We start from the raw sequence: 17,745 nt of genomic DNA on the forward strand, positions 1-17,745 counted from the left end.
CATTGTTTGATAAGCTCTAATCCTTCTTTCGATATCTTTCTCATCTGACGCTCCATAAAAAAAGCCCCACAAAAGTGAGGCGGCATAAAAATGTTTTCTTATGATCTCTATTGGCTATGCTCTTTGATCAGCTGCTCGACTTCTTCAACACGAAAGCCAAGTTGAAAGAGCGGCGCATAGTCGCTTTCCTGTAATTCATACTGACAACGCTTTTCGACAAAATCACCATTTGAATCAAACGGTATTTCTGTTGTTCGACAAACCTTATGCGTATCATCTTCTACCCCCTCTTCCCCTTCACTGAGTTCTTTGACAAAAAACCAATAAAAACGCGTTGTCAAAAGCATCTCTAGCCTTCTTACTGTTTCAACTTTGTCAAAAGAAAGCATGTTCAGATAATCTTCTTTGCTATTTAAATGTTCTGGATATTCTATCATCTCTCCCTCCTAAACAAAATGACGCGTATGGCTACATCCACGCGCCGCAACTTGTTCATTTCCACCATTGACGATCATGGCGGCTCGAGTAAAACGCCCATTATCCGTTGTATTACTCCAGCTACCACCCCCTAACAATGCTCTCATTTCAAACGTATTTTGCGTACGGCTTATGGGTATAGGAAACGTGCCCGATAAAAATTGCCAAACATAACCGCAACCATCCTCACAACCGATATGCGAGATCATTCGACGATTCGCCGTATCCTTATATCCACCTGAAACCTTAGAGGTTGGTTCTTTCTTGCCAACAATATGTGTCTTTTCATTGCTTCCATACATAGCAGAAGCAAACGCTTCATCACTCAGTAAAGATTTTTTAACACGCGCCATATCTGTTACATGTTCGGTATAATTACGGTTTGTTGTTATATTGGTACGATACATTGATTTCGTATTTTCACCCGTCCCTGATTGAAGATAAATATCAACCCAAAGATCTGTAGAGGGGTCGTAGACCATTCCCTCTGGTGAACTATAAGGGCGGTGATTTAAACACCAAACTGAATTGGGTAAAATATCCCCTGCCCTATAACCAGACAAGGGGTGACCAGAAATCGTACCAACATCCGCACAAAGCGTATGAAACCCTCCTATCTTGCGCGAATTATTGACGCTGTAACCGTTTGGATACGTAGAGTTTTCTGATACAACAATTTTATGAGAATCTCCCTCCGGTACCAAATAAAGATAATAATCCTTGCCCGCAGAAAGAGACGGCATGCTTATTCTGGCATCTACCGTATAACTTACAACCAAAATATCATGAGTTCGTGGCAAAGTTAGATAGGTTCCTTTTTTCACGGTTAATTGCGCTTTGCCTGTCGCAACAAGAAAAGGGGTGGAAATTGATAAAACCGTTAAATGAGACTGTTTTAGAAAAGTGTTTATCTTTTCTGCGAGATTTTTTGCTTGTGTGGCTACTGTATGAGCTGTTGTCGCTGTTTCCAGAGAACTCTTGATACCACTAAGCTCTTTCTTCATTGTATCGGCGGTTGTTTTGGCTTCTTCTGCTGTCCTTTTCGCTCTATCGGCTACTTCCTTGGCTTTTTCGGCTTCGCTCTTGGCTTGATAGGCTTGTGAATCTGCCGACTCGGCTTTTTTCTTGGCTTCTTCTGAGTACATCCGCGCTAAACTTACGGGGGCTTTAAAATTCTCAACCACTTGGTTGATATCGATAACCCTACTCCTCGCAGACGAGGCTATTTTCTCTGCATTTTCTGCCTGATTGCGCGCTTGCGTCGCATCATGTCTTGCATAACCAGCAGACTCCTTGGCTTCCTTGGCTATTTTTTGTGCCTCTTCCGCTTCTTCTTCCAAAGACGCTGCTTTTTTACCCGCTGTTTCGGCTGCCCTCTGCGCTTGTTCTGCTATATATTTTGCATTACTCGCTATTTCCTTGGCTTTTTCTACTTCATTCTTGGCTTCATACGCTCGGTCATCGGCTTTCTCCGCTATTTTCTTGGCTTCTTCGCCTGCCATTTCTGCTAATCTTGCTATAGTCTTAGCGTTATCTGCCACTTCCTTCGCGTTGTTAGCTGTACTACTAGCATTATAAGCTATATTTTTCGCAGATTCTGCCTCACTACGAGCTTGCCTCGCATCATTTTCGGCATAAACAGCTTTCTGTTTGGCTTCCTTCGCTGTTTTTTCTGTCTCTTCTAGCTTGTCTTCTAAAGATGATGCTAAAGACGCTGCCTTTTTACCCGCCGCTTCTGCCGCTTTCTGTGCTTGTTCTGCTGTATATTTTGCACTATTAGCTATTTCCTTGGCTTTTTCGGCTTCGCCCTTAGCTTGATAGGATTGTGAATCTGCTACTTCCGCTATTTTCTTGGCTTCTTCGCCTGCTCTTTCTGCTAAACTTGCTATAGTCTTAGCGTTATCTGCCACTTCCTTCGCGTTGTTAGCTGTACTCCACCCTTGATGAGCTGTGTTGCCTGAATTTTCCGCTATCTTCTTGGCTTCATCTGCGTACGTACGCGCTAAACTTGCTATAGTCTTAGCGTCACCTGCTACTTCCTGAGCTTTATTGGCATTACTCCATCCTTCATGAGCTGTACTTTTTGCCTTTTCTACCTCACTGCGCGCTTGTGCCGCCTCATGGTTAGCATAACCAGCTGTCTGTTTGGCTTCTTTCGCTATCTTTTCAGCTTCACCCGCTACTGTCTCTACCTGTGATGCCTTCTTTTGTGCACCATCAGCTACCTTCTTTGCCTCGTCCGCTGTCGACTTCGCACTATTGGCTAATTGTTTTAGACCATCCAAAGCACCTTTCGTTTCTTCTGCTACCTTCTCTACTGCTTCCGCTTTACGCTTCGCCTCTTGTGCTATGCCCTTCACCGCTTCTGCATTCACCTGCCCTGCCGTCTCTCCTGAACGCGCCGCAGACTCTGCTACCGCTTTCGCTTCCAAAGCTATTCTAGAGGCTTCTGTTGTGCTCTGTTGGGCTTGCTCCGCTTTCGCTATTGCACTATCTGCTGCACTTTTCGCTTCTAAGGCTGTCGCTTTGGCGCTCCTTGCTTCTTCTTTTGCTTCTTCTGATAAGCTTTTTGCACTAGAGGCGGTTTGACTTGCTTGTTCACTCGTGGATTTCGCTTCAGTCGCAACAGTCTCTAAATTTTCTACTTTAGATTTCGCATCGCTAGCCTCTTTTACAGCTTGCTCTACTTTCGCTGTCGCCTTATCAACGGCGCTTTTTGCTTCCTCCGCCAAACCCTTCGCCTCAGATGCCGTACTCTTAGCTTCTCTTGCTTCTGTTAATGCTGTAGTCGCTGTAGATTTTGCTTCATTCGCAACTGCCTCTACACTTTCGGCTTTAGCCTTTGCTGTTTCTGCTGTCTCCTGTGATGCTGCTGCCAACCGTTTTGCTTCTTCTGATAATGTTTTAGCTGCCTCAGCACTCCCTTTCGCATCATTGGCTATACTAGATGCCCCGCCCGCTGTTGTTTTCGCAGAAGTCGCTTCTCTTAATGCCTGTTCTGATGCCTTTTGCGCCTCTGTAGATGCCGTATTCGCTTTTTCCGCTAAACTTTTCGCCTCTTCTGACGTGCTTACAGCTGCCTCTGATTGTGATTTGGCTTCTCTTGAAGCTGTTAATGCTGTCTCTACTCCCGCTTGTACTTGTGAGGCTGTTTTTGTGAGTTCTGTAACAGAAGATGTCGCACCTTCTGATAACTCTTTTGCTTGTTCTGCAATATCCTTGGCATCATCGGCTGCCTGTTTGGCTCCATCTGCCTTTAGACTTGCTTGCATGGCTACAGTCTTAACTTCATGACACGTTGCTACCGCCGTCGCTGCTACTTGCGTCGTCTCTGTTGCTGTTTGTGAAGCTTCTCTTGCTGTTTGTTCTGCACGCGTTGCAATGGTCTTCGATTCATCGGCTAACCTCTTGGCTTCGGTCGATAAATTAACAGCATTCTCACTGCTCTGTTTGACCTCTTCAAAACGTTGTAATGCCGTAGAAAGGGAACCTTTCGTACTATTGATTTCCCCTGAGGCTCTATCGACTGCTCCTTTTGTCTCTTCTGCCATGCGCTTCGCTGCATCAGAAGTATTCTTGGCTTCTTCTGCTAAGCCATTGGCTGTATCCGCTGTCTCTTTCGCAAGGCTAGCCGTTGTCGTCGCTGCTTTAGCTTCTTCCTTCGCTTCATGAGACGTCGTAAGCGCTGTTGTCGCTGTTTGAACTGTTTTCGTCACTTCGCTAAGCGCTTGTTCCGAAACCCTCTTCGATTCTTCTGCAACCTGTTGCGCACCATTCGCACGCGACATGGCTTTTTCTGCTTCTTGACGTGCATTAACAACCTGCTCTAACGGCGCAAAGGTTTCATACGAATACAAAGATGCCGTCCCTAAAAGCTTTGGAACAACAACGCTGTCTTGAGAAGTTCCTGCTATCATTTCTTCTTTCGTTGCAACAGGTATCAAATATTCATGTTCATGATCGGGTATCTTCATCTGTTTTCGTCCTCACATCATTCAGAGCACTTCGTCTAATGAACACTCTTTCAAATCTTCAAACTCTTCTCTTAAGGTCTCTAAGCGCTTCTCTAAATCTTTCAGTGAACCATCAAGCTCTGTTTTCAAAGCGGCTTTCAGTAAATCAAAAACGCCAGTAAGCGGCGCATGTACAAAACCTCCCCCAGAATACAAAACGACCCGTACTTGAGACGGGTCGCTAATCTCTGATATCGCAAACGGTTTTAATGACATTTCAACTCCTCATGTCTTGATCCCATAAATTACACTCACATTAACGGGGCGCGTTTCAACACCACCAACCCTCTCTGCCATGAGATGATGTTCATGATGCTCTCTGTCATTCAGACCGTCTGTTATAGGCGTTGAATAATATAAAAAATTAGCAAAGGGGCTCCTGATAAACCAAGGTAAACGCGGCGGCTTATCTTTTTCTGTAAACCAAAAGGGAGTCTCTACCTGTGGACTTCCTGCTATTTGGTCAAATTCTTGATTACACTTGTCCAAAGCATCCCCACTCAAACCTACACACTCTTCGTCTATAGCTCTCTTTCGCCTTGTCACGGGCGCTTCAGTAGAAGAAACATCCCGTTTTTTTCGAGAAGAAAGACCTTCTGATGACTCCGGACCTATAAAATGTTCATGCGCTTTTAAAGAACAGGGTTGTATACTTGCAAAAGAACGCCAAGGGTCTAAATTGCGTTCATTATCAAGTCCCCGTAAAAATAGCCCCCGAAAATCGGGAACATTAAACGTCGTGGCGCCATCTCCTTCTCCCCACGTCGTCCCTATTACTTCAAACAAGGCTCTATACGTTCTTCGCGAATAAGCCTTCCCATCACATGGCAACCAACCATCTGGCAAGCGCTCCATTGCAAACGGTCCTATCAGACCGGAAGGTAAACGTTTTAAGGAAGAAACTTTGCTCCTTGTCGGGTTGAGAACTTGCCAACCCGTAAGCTCTTCATCATACACAAGCGTATAAAGACAGCCATCTTGTATCTCTCCTCCCGATAAGGCTAATAAACCGGTTTCTGTCGCCTTATAAACGGGCTTACCAGCTAGATTATTTAAAGCAATTGTTGTCGCCCCAACATTCTTGCCCTTCGCTTTAAAACAAACCGATATGCCATTCTTATACTCTAAAAATGCCGATTGGCTTAGAAGCCTTATCACGCTCGTCTTTTGGTTATTATCAACCGTCACAATCCCTTCAAGCACACCCCCCGTATCCGATAAATACTCACTTACCCGTTGCATCATAAAACGAGCGCTATTATTAACCGTGTTAGGGTGCTGTCCCTCTGACCAATTAATTAAAGCATCAGCACCACCATTCTCAGATGCCGTTAAAGACCAATCATAAATCGTGGACATCTAAACCTCACGTCTTGATTCCAAACACAACACTCATATTAATCGGGCGCGTCTCACTTACACCTGAACTTGCCAATGCAACATCACGCATGTGAAGGTGGGAATGGGGAAAGGCGAGCTTATGGTGCACGCGTATATCCTCTGCTCTCACGCCCAAACGTTCAGCAAGCTTCAATCTTTGCTGGTCATTCAACACATATCCCCAGATGATCGTCATATCACCATGCCAACTCTCTTCCTGATTTTCATCATTCAAAATCGTAAAGGATTGACCCCCATGGTCATGCTTTCTCATTGCGTCATTTTGTAAAGTGCCAAGATAACGAAAGCGGTCTATCTCGCGGTCATCATCAACACCTCGTAAAAAAACACCACGCAAATCGGGAACATTAAACTTCGTCCAACTATCAGCGCCTCCCCACCTGATCCCTATCGCTTCATAAAGAGCAGGATAATCACTACGCAAATAAGCCTTCCCATCACATGGTAACCAGCCATCTGGCAAAACTTGCATCCCAAAAATCCCTATCGTCCCTGGTGGATAAACAGGAATAACCGGCTCTTGCGATAAAGAGAGAGGCGTAGGATTTAAAACTTGCCAAGCATGATCCCTATAAACCAAGCTATAAATGCACCCCCTTTGAAGCTCGCCTCCCGATAAAACACGGAGACCTAATTCCGTCGCCTTGTAAACAGGTTTAGCCGCCAAATCATTCAAGGCAATTGCGGTTTCCCCAACATTCTTGCCCTTCGCTTTAAAACAAATTGATATCCCATTCTTATACTCTAAAAATTGCGATTGGCTTTGAAGTCTTATCAACGTCGTCTGGTGTTCAGCATCAACCGTAAAAGTGCTTTCAATCACACCACTCGTATCCGATAAATATTCACGCACACGTTGCATCATCACACGAGCACTATTATTCAGACTACTAGGACGTTGTCCTTTTGACCAATCAATCAAATCATCACAATAGGCATTCAAGGAGGCATTTAAAGACCAATCATAGATCGTCGACATCTTACACCTCATGTCTTAATCGCAAACAGAACACTCACATTGACTGGACGCGTCTCGCCTTCACCAGTGCTCTCCAAAACAACCTCTTGGTTCTCATCAAGAGTATGAGAACTTACAATGTAGCCCCCTAAATTCTCACGCTCTATGCCCATAAAATTCGCTAGAGAGCTCCCCCCAAACAAGCCTAGACGATAGCCCAACACATCCGTCGTATTCCCATCCCAAAAGTTTTCGTTGCTGGTAAAATGAGACATCGAAAGGCTCTGTCCTTGATGTTGATGCGACTCGATTAAATCTGTTTGCACACTTGCAAAAGAACGCCCCTCATCAATATTGCGCCCTCCATCAAGCCCTCGTAAAAACATCCCTCGAAAATCGGGAACATTAAATGTCGTGGCGCCATCACCCTCTCCCCAAACCGTTCCTATCGTCTCAAATAAATCACCATAATCACGACGCAAATAAGCCTTCCCATCGCAAATTAACCAATCCTTTGGAATCCCGCGCATTCCAAACGTTCCTATAAAACCCGTGGGATAAAGATTGCTTTCTTCTTCTTCTAAAGGGAGTGGGGTAGGATTAACAAGATGCCAATGATCTCCATTATAAAACAATGTATAAATGCACCCTTGTTGGATTTCCCCCCCTGATAAAAGCGATAAACCGGTTTCTGTTGCTTTATAAACCGGCTTGCCATCTAAAGCATTTAAGACAATCGTGGTCGCTCCAACATTCTTACCCATAGCCATAAAGCGCAAAACGATACCATTCTTATACTCTAAAAATTGCGATTGGCTTTGAAGTCTTATCACACTCGTTTGTTGGACATGATCATTTGTAACAATGCCTTCAAGCTCTCCACCCGTGTCTGACAAGTATTCCTTTACGCGCTGCATCATCACACGGGCGCTTGTGTTCACACTGCTAGGATGCTGTCCTTCGGACCAATCAATCAAATTATCCACGCGCGTATTATCCGACGCTCTAAGCGACCAATCATAAATCGTTGACATTTCTCGTGAATCCTAGCTTCTGTAAAATGGTCCGTAAAATGCCCGCATGAATTGCGTCATCAAAGGATTATCATCATCATCACTCTCTTCTTCTTCCGAAGCCTCTTCTTGTGATGCTAATAATGCCCTTAAAACCTCTAACAAGTTGTCTCTATTTCTAATGCCACCATGCGCTGTAGGACTTGCTCTATGAGGCTGCCCCCCATACATCTGTAATACACGGTTGACAAAATCACTTGCACGCATAGCGTTGTTTCCACCATTCAAGCCAACCGCATTGCTCCCAACAATTTGCGCCGCATTGGCATGGGGATTTTGAAGAAGCCGCGCGGCTCCTCCTGCCCCTTGTTGATGTGCTAAATACAATTCTGCTTCACTAGGGGCTCTTCCCAACAGGCGGCTTAAATGATTGCGATTATCAAGCGTCAACCGCCCCATGGCATCTGCCGCTTGCATGGGATCAAAACGATCCTGCAAACCATATTGTTTGGCGGTGCTGTCTATAAATTGATACAACCCACCCGCAGAAGAACGGGGATTCCTTGCATTCGGATTGCCTCCACTTTCCACTTGCGCAACACGGTACAAATAACTCTCTGGCAAACCATAACGCACTGCTGCTTGACGGATCGCTTGATTAACAGAAGGACTAGAACGGGTCATAGCCTAATCTCCTCCCTTACTCAAATGCACTCAATAAATTCAACTCCTCCGTTGAGGCTTTTCCCCCACCTCCAAACAAAGCAGCAGAAAGCTTTTTGAACCATTCTTTTGTCGCATATCCCTTATGATGCGCGTTTACCATGCGTTGAATGAGAGCTACAATTTGATCATTCTTAATCTGTGTCCCCCCTGTTAACAATTTGACAACATCCTTTTCAATCCGTTGACGCTCTCTAAACGCCGCCTCTTTGAAAGGAACCCAAGCTGCCTTCCCAGCAGCTTTTGCTAATTGTACAGCTGCATCACGTTTACCCGTTGGCATACTGACATTATGCGTAAAAGATATCTTTTCATCCGCTACACGACCTGGTATTCTGTTATAAAAATCTGCATAATCAGCTTCTTTATTGACAACATTCTTAACAGCAGAAGCTTTATCTGCTCCATAAATCTTTGCAAATCGTTCATACAGATCATTCGTACCAAAAATCTCCTTTGCCTTGGATACTTCATCTCCTGCTTGCCCCATACCTTGTAAAAGTTTTGCTCTTGATCCCTTTTTAAAGTATTCTTGTTCTCCCTCTGATAATTCATCAAAGATTTTACTGAACTCATCCTTATTAACCGACTTGCTAAGGATTTTAGAACCTTTACCCATAGCATCTACATGTGAACTATATTGATGATACAATGCCCGCCCTTTCTTATATTCAGACGATATATCATCCATAATCTCTAATAACTTTTTGTCGATATCTACTAAGCTACGAACTTTGCTATTGTTTCCTTGCCTCTTTTCTGCCCGTATCATAAAATCAATAGCCTCCTTAGTTTTATGGAGAATACCCATGTTGGGTTTCTCTTTAAGAAGGCTAAATTTTTCAGAAGAAAACGGACTGGCTTTATTGCCATCACTAATGAATCCCCTTAGCCCTTTATTATAAGCTTGTTTAAAGTATGGACGCTCCATTAATTCATTAAGTGCCCCATAATATTTCTCTCCTATTGGTATCTTTTTAGCTATTTCATAAAGAGTATGGGATGCTTCTTTCCTACTCGCGATAAGATCACCTTTTAAACCTGTGACATTTTGACGAGGAACAAAGTGTTCATCAGCAGCTTGATGAATACGCTCCCCTCCTCCCAGCGCTCTCTGCCCAGCTCTTTTAGTCAAATCAAGATAAGCTCCTTGATTTCTTTTCGCGATATCAAAAACAAGATCCTGTAAAAAAGGACTATGATCAGCTACATAATCGGTAGAGACCGCATTCTTAAAAGATTTTCCTAGATCTTCAGAAGCTTCATTGCCTAAATGTTTACTGATTGCTCTTAACGTGTCTGTTGCAACACCTTCCTTATGAGAAGGAGAAAAAAGTCTTCGTATTCCGCTTACCGGATAACCAGCTAAATGAGCTAAAGCACTTCCAGCCAATGCCCCACCCGCTCCTAAACCTGCACCAGATAACGTACTTGTAAGTGTATTACCAAGTCCTTCACCTTCTCCCGCTCCATGTAATGCACCAGATGCCGCCCCTACTTTAAGCAAATGCGGCAATGTTGTTTTGTTCGTGATGCCTAAAAATGGACTTGCAAATCGACTTGGGGGTAACTGACCTGCTTTCAAAAAGGCTTGACCTAATTTTGACCCCGCCACATTCCTTGCAAGTGTAGGCGCTACAAAGCGTGCTCCTGAGGCTAATAATCCTCCCCCTAAAGTCGCAAGGGAAGGGATTGCCGACCCTAAAGCATTTCCAGCAAAAGAAGTCCAATAATGTTGATCACTCATCCTACGATAATAATCACGTATTCTATTGGCTTCTTTCTCATATTTTTCTATGGTTTTCTTATCTCCAGTCCAATAGTTGTAAAGCCCCTTCGCAAAAGCCTTTATTGCCAACTCATCATCAGAATCACGTCCTGCCGCTGTGATCCCCGCAATCTCATCATCTAAATTAAAACTCAAACCATGCTTTAAAGAATTCCAAAAGGCTTCACTGCTACTTATTTCGGGATGTTCTGCTTCTTCCTCATAAGAATGGTTGTTATAGTCTGATATGTGTCCAATAATAGGATATTGATCATCATTCCAAATCTGACTATTTGAAGAGCGTTTATTATAATCTGTTATATGTCCAATAATAGGATACTGATCATCATTCCAAACCTGACGTTTTCCAACGTTATCATTCTTATGATTAAGCATTTTAGTATCTCTTTATTCTAATATTACCATCTGCATCTTGAATTTTTGTTCCTATCTCAAATTTAGCGCTCTCTTTGGGACTGGATACCTTCACAAACTCCATAACGCCTTTTTTCTGAGTATTATATTTATCAGAGATTTCTTGAGGGGTTATCTTCCCCGTCATCCAATCATGCAAATCAGTTTTCTGAAGCTTATTTAAAGCATTAAATGTTATTTCAAGATTTTCTAAAGTTTTCAGTAGCCCTTTTGTATTACGCGCAGAATCTAAAGAACCAAAGGTTGCTACCATCGTCCGACTTTCGTAATCTGATATAGGACCAACACTAAGACTTCCTCTAGGATCCATCGATTTTAAGCTCTCAAATACCGCCTTTAAAGCACCACCCTTAATCGTATCAAATAATTTTTCTAATTCATTCGCAGGAGTTCCTCCAATTCCACGCGTAGCCCACGCCTTAAACCCGTTAATCTTATGTTTGCGAATGAGTGCAATCGAATCACGAATAGCATCTATCCCAGCGTTCATCTGATGTTTTGTGGCAATAATATTTTTTTGCTTTTTACCCTCCCACTCTTTCTGTGCTTGTAGCTTCTGATTATACTCAAGTTCTTGTGGAGACCCCTTTACCGGTCTCATTTCGCGTTCACCAGTCTCTGGATTGGTATACCATTGAAACCCCTGACTTAACTTAGGAGTATCACCACCTGTTAGCATCGCACTAAGCATTTGAGGATTACGTGCCATAATAGCAGCTTCTTCTTCACTGTACCCTTTAGATTTTAGGTATTCGACGGTCTGATTAACCTGTCCTCTTTTTTCTCTTTCCATATCACCACGACGAAGATTCATAGCTGCATTCGCTAAACTTTGTGCTATCGTCCCATCTGATAATGCATAACCAATCCCATAATCTGATAATCTTTGTAAAAACTCAGGACTACGCAAGTAATCCCAAAAACTCTGTTGAGAACCAGTATCTTGGTGAGGAACAGTACTCTGTTGTGGCTGTACAGACTTCTGTGGTTCTACAGATGAAATAGGCTCTGGTAATTGAGACGGCTTTGGTTTCAATGATGCCAAATCTGAAGTTTCAATTGCATTAGGCAAAGGTTCCATACCTAAAGGATTTGGTTGTGAACCAAAGGTCGCTACTGGTAAAGAAGGGACTAAAGACGGTACATACGGTTTTCTGCCTGCCGATCTTAAAGACGAACTTACATCTGGTAAAGGTGAAGTATTTTTAGCTAAACCTAAAGGATTTGATTGTGAACCAAAAGTTGCTATAGGGGAAGAAGGGGTTAAATAAGGTAAATTATTTGCCTGTTGTTTGGCGTCTTCTAGATCGTTGAAACGTATACGTGGTACATATTGGCTCATTACATGCATAGACTTAAGAAGTCTTGATAACATGTTATCGTTACTATTTTGCATAACTACCTCACTTTTTTCCTGCAAAATTAGCAATACTAGCTAAAATCCCTATAGCGTTCTTCCAAGGGTCGTTACCATGCATCTTAGATTCTGACACATTATTCGTTGTCGTGCCGTAATTCCTTGCAAAGCCATGACCGGCGTTCATAAGCATATTCAACCTATTCCAGCCGCTATTGTCTTGTTCCAGCCAACGTTCTCTATTGGCATCAACAAGGCGTTGATTGTGGGCATCAAGCACACCTCCCCCTTGTATGGCATTGGAATAGGCATTCCCATAACCCTGTAAGAAGTTATTTGAGGCTCCCAACTGATTTTGATTGGCTTGGTCTATCATGGCATTGGCTTGCATCATGCGGTCCGCATCACGATTATATTGCTCTAACATAGCACGAGCGTATATAGAATCTCTTCCTTTCCGCACTTCCTCTCTGTGATCAGGAGTTGCATAACGACCAATCCCTGAGAAATATCTGTTAATTTGAGTGTCTGAATCATCTAATGCTTCTTGAAGTGCTTGTTTGAAATACGAATTTTCTCCCATCATACCACCAGAGGCCATATGTCGAAGATTCATGGCTGCCGACGTTGGATTATAGATTGTATTCATCAAAGAGCGATTTTGATAATGATGAGGAATACTTCCAAGACCACCAATTCCATAGCGCGTTTGATCACTTAACGGCGCTACACGAGGTCCCCCATACACATTACCACCCATCCCTGTGTCATACATGTTATACGCATCTGCACCCCCACGCTTAAAGACATTCTGCATCCAAGTAGGAGGGGCGCTTGTCTGCACCTGCTTCTGTTCTGTCGTTGCTGGTCTACTGCTCCCCATGTCACAATTCCTTCCTATAATAAAGCATATCTATGCCATAACCTTGTTTGTTCAGTGCACGTTTCCAACCTAAACGCCCTAAAATCTCTATCTCAAAAGCCCCATTCTCACGCGCCCAATCCTCTACAAATGTCAAATTATCAACTTGATCAAGAACGCCCTTGCCACTACATTCACAAATCAGAGCGCGCTTCTTTCCTAAAACTGTCTGTTGTATCTGGGTCGTGAATGCCGCTAAAAAGCGCTCGTCATCATCCAAAACAAGCCATAACTGTTTCTTGCCACTGCAAATCGCTTCAAGGAGCTCTTGCAACGTGATTTCATGTTTAAAACGTTCCACATACTCGCGAAACGACGCAATGATGTCTTCAAGGTATGGTGCTATACGCTCCATATCCCAAGACGTGGTCAAAAAGACTTTTGCCATTACCCTCTGCCTAAAGGACGTAAATCCACATTAAATCCTGTGATTTGGTTCCAATGAACACCTTCAGGAATACGCAATTTAAAGCGGTGATAACGATTGCGCGAACGACCATGATAAGCACCCGTGACATATGAACATGCCCTCTCTTGGTGCCATGTAATCGGTGTCTGATTATTGCGAAGCCGACGCTCTCCTATGCTTAAAAGACCTTCCGTCGTATCAACTTCAGCAAACATCTTCGTGATAAAGTTAAAACTTCCATCTGGTGCTCCCAATTCTTGCGAAACAACCGTTGCCTCCATCGGTGCTCCCGTAAACATAACAAGCCGATTTTCATCATCAAAAGCACCAAGCATTGGGGCGCCACTTTGCCAACGAGGGCTGTCTAAAGAAGCCGGCAAGGACTCAAGATTGATCGAGATCTCATCTAACTGTTCTAAAGTATAACCTGTCGTAAATACTGGAAACAACGTGAAAGGTTTTCCCTGTAGCGTCGACCATTTCTGCAATCCCCAATCATAAACAAAGGTCGTTTGCTCGTTATTGCCTCTCTTTAAGGACCAGTAAATCCGATTATCAATGGGATCTATAACCCCTTGCATCTCATCAAGAGCAAACTTATCAAAGGTTTTAAAAACTGTTCTATCAACCTTCTCAAAGCCTATCGGCAAAAGTTGACCATCCAAACTCATCTGATAAAAGCCACCATCACCAGCAAAAAAAGCATCACTCCCACGACACGCTATAGAGGCTGCACTGCGGGATCCACGCTTGTCTTGAAGCTTTTGAAAAATAAAGGGGACTTTAGAGCCTAGCGTAAAACAACCAGCATAAATAGCAGAACGCAAAAAAACGAGGGGATTGCTCGATTCCGTTGCCCCTTGAACATATTCTCCATCATTAAAATTATGATAATAACAATCTTTATCACCTACCGTCCAATGAGTTGCATCATTCAAACCCGACCAATGGATGCGATTGGGATGATCTGTTAATTGCATCAAACAAACAAAATCACCCCAAACCTTCACCAATCCTGCTTTCGGGGGATTGCCTCCTAAATCTTCAAACCGTTCAGAGCTATGAGTATTAAAGACTTGTGGTTTATCATTTTTATTCACCGCAATAATAGTTTCACCAAATAATGCAAACGACCATTTATTCTCTTCATTTGCTTGATAGGTCACACCACTTTGACTTATGTCTTTCCAACCCTTCGTTTGACTATCATAACTGTAAAGCTTTTTGGCTCCTCCTACGATTATCTTAACACCATTGCCACTTCTAAAGGCTATGCACCCCAACGGCTTTTCTTCTAAAGCATGAGACACTACCATTGCATTAGGCATCGGAATGTAACAGCCATCAGCCGGTAAAACATTCACAAGCATATCCGTAAAACTGCCGTTGACAACCGCAACATCTGGTCTGTAATCAGCGATTGGAAAATAAACCATCTTAAAAATCCGTTGGTATTATTCTGGTCACGTTATGACGTTGAGACGTCTCTGCACGCAATTCATGCAACTGTTCGTTAAAGTCATTGTAAGCTGCCGTTGCACAATCGGGATCTTTCAAGATATTCTTGTAAAGTTCGTATTTTGCACGCGCCTTAATCAAATCAAACGCGTGCACAAACCATGGATGCTCCTCATCGACACTCTCTATCTCTGATAAACGCAATGGAGAGAGAATGAGTTGAATCTGATAGGCTTTATCCGGCGTGGGATAAAGATGTAATTTCCTATCAAAATAACTGTAACAAACCGGCGTTCCTTGCTGCTCTGATGATAACAAAGGCTCTAAAGAAACATGGTCCTTACATTCCAAGGCAAACTTATGATGTTGATCAGAACTCAGATAACACATTGATTTATAATGATAATATAGCGTTATTCATATTGAATTAGAATCCCGAATAACGTAAGATTCTCTCATTTCAAATCTGTTTATCTTGAATCAACTAAAACCACTCATTTGTACATAACAAGTGGGATGAGTGTATGGATAAAATTTGTATAAGAAAGGACTAAAAATGGCTCTTATGAACCGTCTTAATGCAAGAGCTGTCGCAACATTGGGAGCTGGCAAATATAATGATGGTGCCGGCTTGTTACTTCATAAGCGTAAAGATGGAGGTGCTCAATGGATTTACCGTTTTACCATTCATGGGCGGCGCCGTGAAATGGGCTTGGGTGCCTTGAGAGATGTCTCTTTAAAACAAGCCCGTGAATTGGCAACTGGGTGGCGCTCTGTTCTTCGTGAAGGTCGTGACCCCATTAAAGAACGCAATAAACAAAAGCGTGAGGCAATAAGTAATCTCCATTATTTAAAAGATATCGCGTTGGATGCTTTTGAAAGCCGTAAAGCTGAACTAAAAGGAGATGGTAAAGATGGGCGTTGGTTTTTACCCTTAAAACTCCATATTCTCCCCAAATTAGGTTGCCTCCCCGTTTCAGAGATTACACAAACAGAGATACGCAATACACTTGCTCCCATTTGGCATACAAAAGCAGCAACAGCTGATAAAGCTCTTACCCGCCTTAATATTTGTCTCAAACATGCGGCTGCTTTGGGTTTGGATGTTGATTTACAAGCAACAGAAAAAGCACGCGCTCTCTTAGGTAAACAACGCCATAAAACGCAAAATTTTCCAGCTATGGATTGGAGAGATGTCCCTGCCTTTTATAAAACACTTTGCGAAGCATCAACCTTAACACAACTGGCTTTGCGTTTGCTTATTTTGACAGGCGTTCGTACCAACCCTTTGTGTCATATTCATAAAGACCAAGTTGATGGCGATATCTGGACAATCCCTGCTGAAAATATGAAAGGTCGACGTGATACTACAGAAGAGTTTCGCGTGCCTCTATCATCAGAAGCATTAGAAATCTTAAAACAAGCGCGCTTGCTTTCTCGCAATGATTTCTTCTTTTCTGCAACCGGTCGGGGTCCCCTCGCTGCAAATTGTATGGCTCAATATATGAGAGACAATAAAATTGAGGCATGCCCCCATGGATTTCGTTCTAGTTTACGTGATTGGCTCGCTGAAACAACCGATGCCCCTTATGAAGTCGCAGAAACTATTCTAAGTCATACAGTAGGCGGTAAAGTAGAGCGTGCCTATCGTCGGACTGACTATTTAGAACAGCGCCGCGTTTATATGGATAAATGGGCGGCTTATGTCACGGGTCAATCTTAAGATATGGGGTGAATAACCCCATGATCTGTGGATAACTTTAGCTCTCTTTTCTCTCATTCTTTCTCAATAAGAGTCATAAATTATCACATCAGAAAAACTATGATAAAATATTGTTTTCTATAAATAAAATACCTTCAAAAATGAACCAAAATGTGGTTAATAAATAGTTATGATTTGTTCTCATTTTTTTACTTTTGAAAGGATTTTAGTATGACAGAAAATGATATTCTTTTAACAGACCGTGAAAGTGCAAAACTGCTTCATATGAGTGTTTCAACATTCCGGCGTCATGTTACCAATGGCTCTCTCCCAAAACCTTTAAAATTTGGCTTTTTATCCCGTTGGTTACAATCGGATCTTTTGAATGTAATCGAACAAGCAAAACAGCAACGTTATAACGACGCGGCATAAAAAGAAAACCTTATCACGTAAGGACGGACAAGGCTTTCTCAAACTCATCAACCTGGTGCTTTATTTGGTGTAAATTCAAGGCTTTCTCTACTGAAGCAAGACTTAAGGCTGGCATTCAGGTGCATTTTTATACTTTTTACAAAAAGGGCTGTTCAAACGCTTCTTGACACTGCGCTGTGGTATGACAGCACCTGGACGACAAATGGGAAGGTTTTCAGCTCTAAAAGTATAACACCAATATGGTCCTCCCCATTTGTAGCGGAATCCTGCTTGAATCATGCAAGCATCGATGGAAGCCTCTGCATTGATGCTTAGCTTTCTATTTTCTGGAAAAACATCATAAGGGGTTGGCATACCACATTCTAACAATGCTTTTCCTACCTCAGTAAAATCTGCTCCTGGTTTCTCCCATGCACTCAAAACTCCTGGTGGAGGCTTGTCGATGTTACATCCAGCAATATTTAACAGAATGAGACCACTTAATAATTTCAAGATTTGTTTCATTTTTTTCTTCCTGAATATTTTGAATAAATTGGCGTACGATTAGGTAATCCATAAGCCTGTCGACATATTGAACCTGCATTACCATAACAAGCATGGACACTGGGGTAGCCCTTAAATATTTGCCATGCTTCTTTCCAAGGACCACTTCCAGGAGGTATTTGCCCAAAAGTGTA

15 protein-coding genes and 1 pseudogene are annotated in these 17,745 nt (G+C 42.8%); 2 read left to right on the forward strand and 14 right to left on the reverse strand.

What is annotated here, in order from left to right; all coding sequences use genetic code 11:
• Window positions 1-107: 107 nt before the first annotated feature.
• The 13 genes and pseudogenes from ACFIO5_RS08070 to ACFIO5_RS08130 form a co-directional block, all read right to left on the reverse strand.
• Window positions 108-437 carry a hypothetical protein gene (locus tag ACFIO5_RS08070; RefSeq protein ID WP_375614666.1) on the reverse strand — a complete coding sequence of 110 codons (330 nt, stop codon included), beginning with the start codon at window positions 435-437 and terminating at the stop codon, window positions 108-110.
• Between the two features lie 9 nt (window positions 438-446).
• Window positions 447-4,451 carry a phage major tropism determinant gene (locus ACFIO5_RS08075; RefSeq protein ID WP_375705211.1) on the reverse strand — a complete coding sequence of 1,335 codons (4,005 nt, stop codon included), beginning with the start codon at window positions 4,449-4,451 and terminating at the stop codon, window positions 447-449.
• 21 nt (window positions 4,452-4,472) lie between these two features.
• Window positions 4,473-4,706: a hypothetical protein gene (locus ACFIO5_RS08080; protein WP_375611072.1), complete on the reverse strand. Its 234-nt coding sequence runs from the start codon at window positions 4,704-4,706 to the stop codon at window positions 4,473-4,475.
• A 9-nt stretch (window positions 4,707-4,715) separates the two neighbouring features.
• Entirely contained in the window at window positions 4,716-5,849 is a 1,134-nt protein-coding gene (bgtC, locus tag ACFIO5_RS08085; protein WP_375705212.1) for a gene transfer agent tail collar protein BgtC, read from the reverse strand.
• A 7-nt stretch (window positions 5,850-5,856) separates the two neighbouring features.
• Window positions 5,857-6,870, reverse strand: a complete 1,014-nt coding sequence (gene bgtC, locus ACFIO5_RS08090) for a gene transfer agent tail collar protein BgtC (RefSeq protein WP_375668596.1) — start codon at window positions 6,868-6,870, stop codon at window positions 5,857-5,859.
• An 8-nt stretch (window positions 6,871-6,878) separates the two neighbouring features.
• Window positions 6,879-7,883 carry a gene transfer agent tail collar protein BgtC gene (gene bgtC / locus ACFIO5_RS08095; protein ID WP_375638658.1) on the reverse strand — a complete coding sequence of 335 codons (1,005 nt, stop codon included), beginning with the start codon at window positions 7,881-7,883 and terminating at the stop codon, window positions 6,879-6,881.
• Window positions 7,884-7,895: 12 nt separating this feature from the next.
• Window positions 7,896-8,546, reverse strand: coding sequence for a transglycosylase SLT domain-containing protein (locus tag ACFIO5_RS08100; RefSeq protein WP_375662460.1), 651 nt, complete (start codon window positions 8,544-8,546; stop codon window positions 7,896-7,898).
• A 16-nt stretch (window positions 8,547-8,562) separates the two neighbouring features.
• Complete coding sequence (locus ACFIO5_RS08105) at window positions 8,563-10,749, reverse strand: hypothetical protein (RefSeq protein WP_375705213.1); 2,187 nt, start codon at window positions 10,747-10,749, stop codon at window positions 8,563-8,565.
• A 1-nt stretch (window position 10,750) separates the two neighbouring features.
• Window positions 10,751-12,184 (reverse strand): hypothetical protein, encoded by a 1,434-nt coding sequence (locus ACFIO5_RS08110; protein WP_375672210.1) that lies wholly within the window; start codon window positions 12,182-12,184, stop codon window positions 10,751-10,753.
• Window positions 12,185-12,191: 7 nt separating this feature from the next.
• The gene (gene bgtD, locus ACFIO5_RS08115) at window positions 12,192-13,028 is read right to left on the reverse strand and encodes a BaGTA-type gene transfer agent maturation protease BgtD (protein WP_375705214.1); all 837 of its coding nucleotides are present in this window, start codon (window positions 13,026-13,028) and stop codon (window positions 12,192-12,194) included.
• 1 nt (window position 13,029) lies between these two features.
• On the reverse strand, window positions 13,030-13,455 hold the full coding sequence (locus tag ACFIO5_RS08120; protein ID WP_375610955.1) for a hypothetical protein: 426 nt from the start codon (window positions 13,453-13,455) through the stop codon (window positions 13,030-13,032).
• Window positions 13,455-14,912: a gene transfer agent protein BgtE gene (gene bgtE, locus ACFIO5_RS08125; RefSeq protein ID WP_375662126.1), complete on the reverse strand. Its 1,458-nt coding sequence runs from the start codon at window positions 14,910-14,912 to the stop codon at window positions 13,455-13,457. The genes ACFIO5_RS08120 and bgtE overlap by 1 nt, the downstream gene beginning before the upstream one ends.
• Window position 14,913: 1 nt before the next feature.
• Window positions 14,914-15,318, reverse strand: a pseudogene (locus ACFIO5_RS08130) (hypothetical protein); the annotation flags it as partial.
• 172 nt (window positions 15,319-15,490) lie between these two features.
• Between ACFIO5_RS08130 and ACFIO5_RS08135 the strand changes: the two are divergent.
• Together ACFIO5_RS08135 and ACFIO5_RS08140 are read left to right on the forward strand one after the other, a co-directional pair.
• Complete coding sequence (locus tag ACFIO5_RS08135; RefSeq protein WP_015856731.1) at window positions 15,491-16,657, forward strand: tyrosine-type recombinase/integrase; 1,167 nt, start codon at window positions 15,491-15,493, stop codon at window positions 16,655-16,657.
• Window positions 16,658-16,867: 210 nt separating this feature from the next.
• Window positions 16,868-17,068, forward strand: a complete 201-nt coding sequence (locus ACFIO5_RS08140; protein ID WP_015856172.1) for a helix-turn-helix transcriptional regulator — start codon at window positions 16,868-16,870, stop codon at window positions 17,066-17,068.
• 102 nt (window positions 17,069-17,170) lie between these two features.
• Here the strand turns inward: ACFIO5_RS08140 and ACFIO5_RS08145 are convergent, their stop codons facing one another.
• Window positions 17,171-17,572 (reverse strand): hypothetical protein, encoded by a 402-nt coding sequence (locus ACFIO5_RS08145; RefSeq protein WP_375618845.1) that lies wholly within the window; start codon window positions 17,570-17,572, stop codon window positions 17,171-17,173.
• Between the last annotated feature and the right edge of the window lie 173 nt (window positions 17,573-17,745).

It is taken from the genome of Bartonella sp. AA86SXKL (assembly GCF_042196885.1).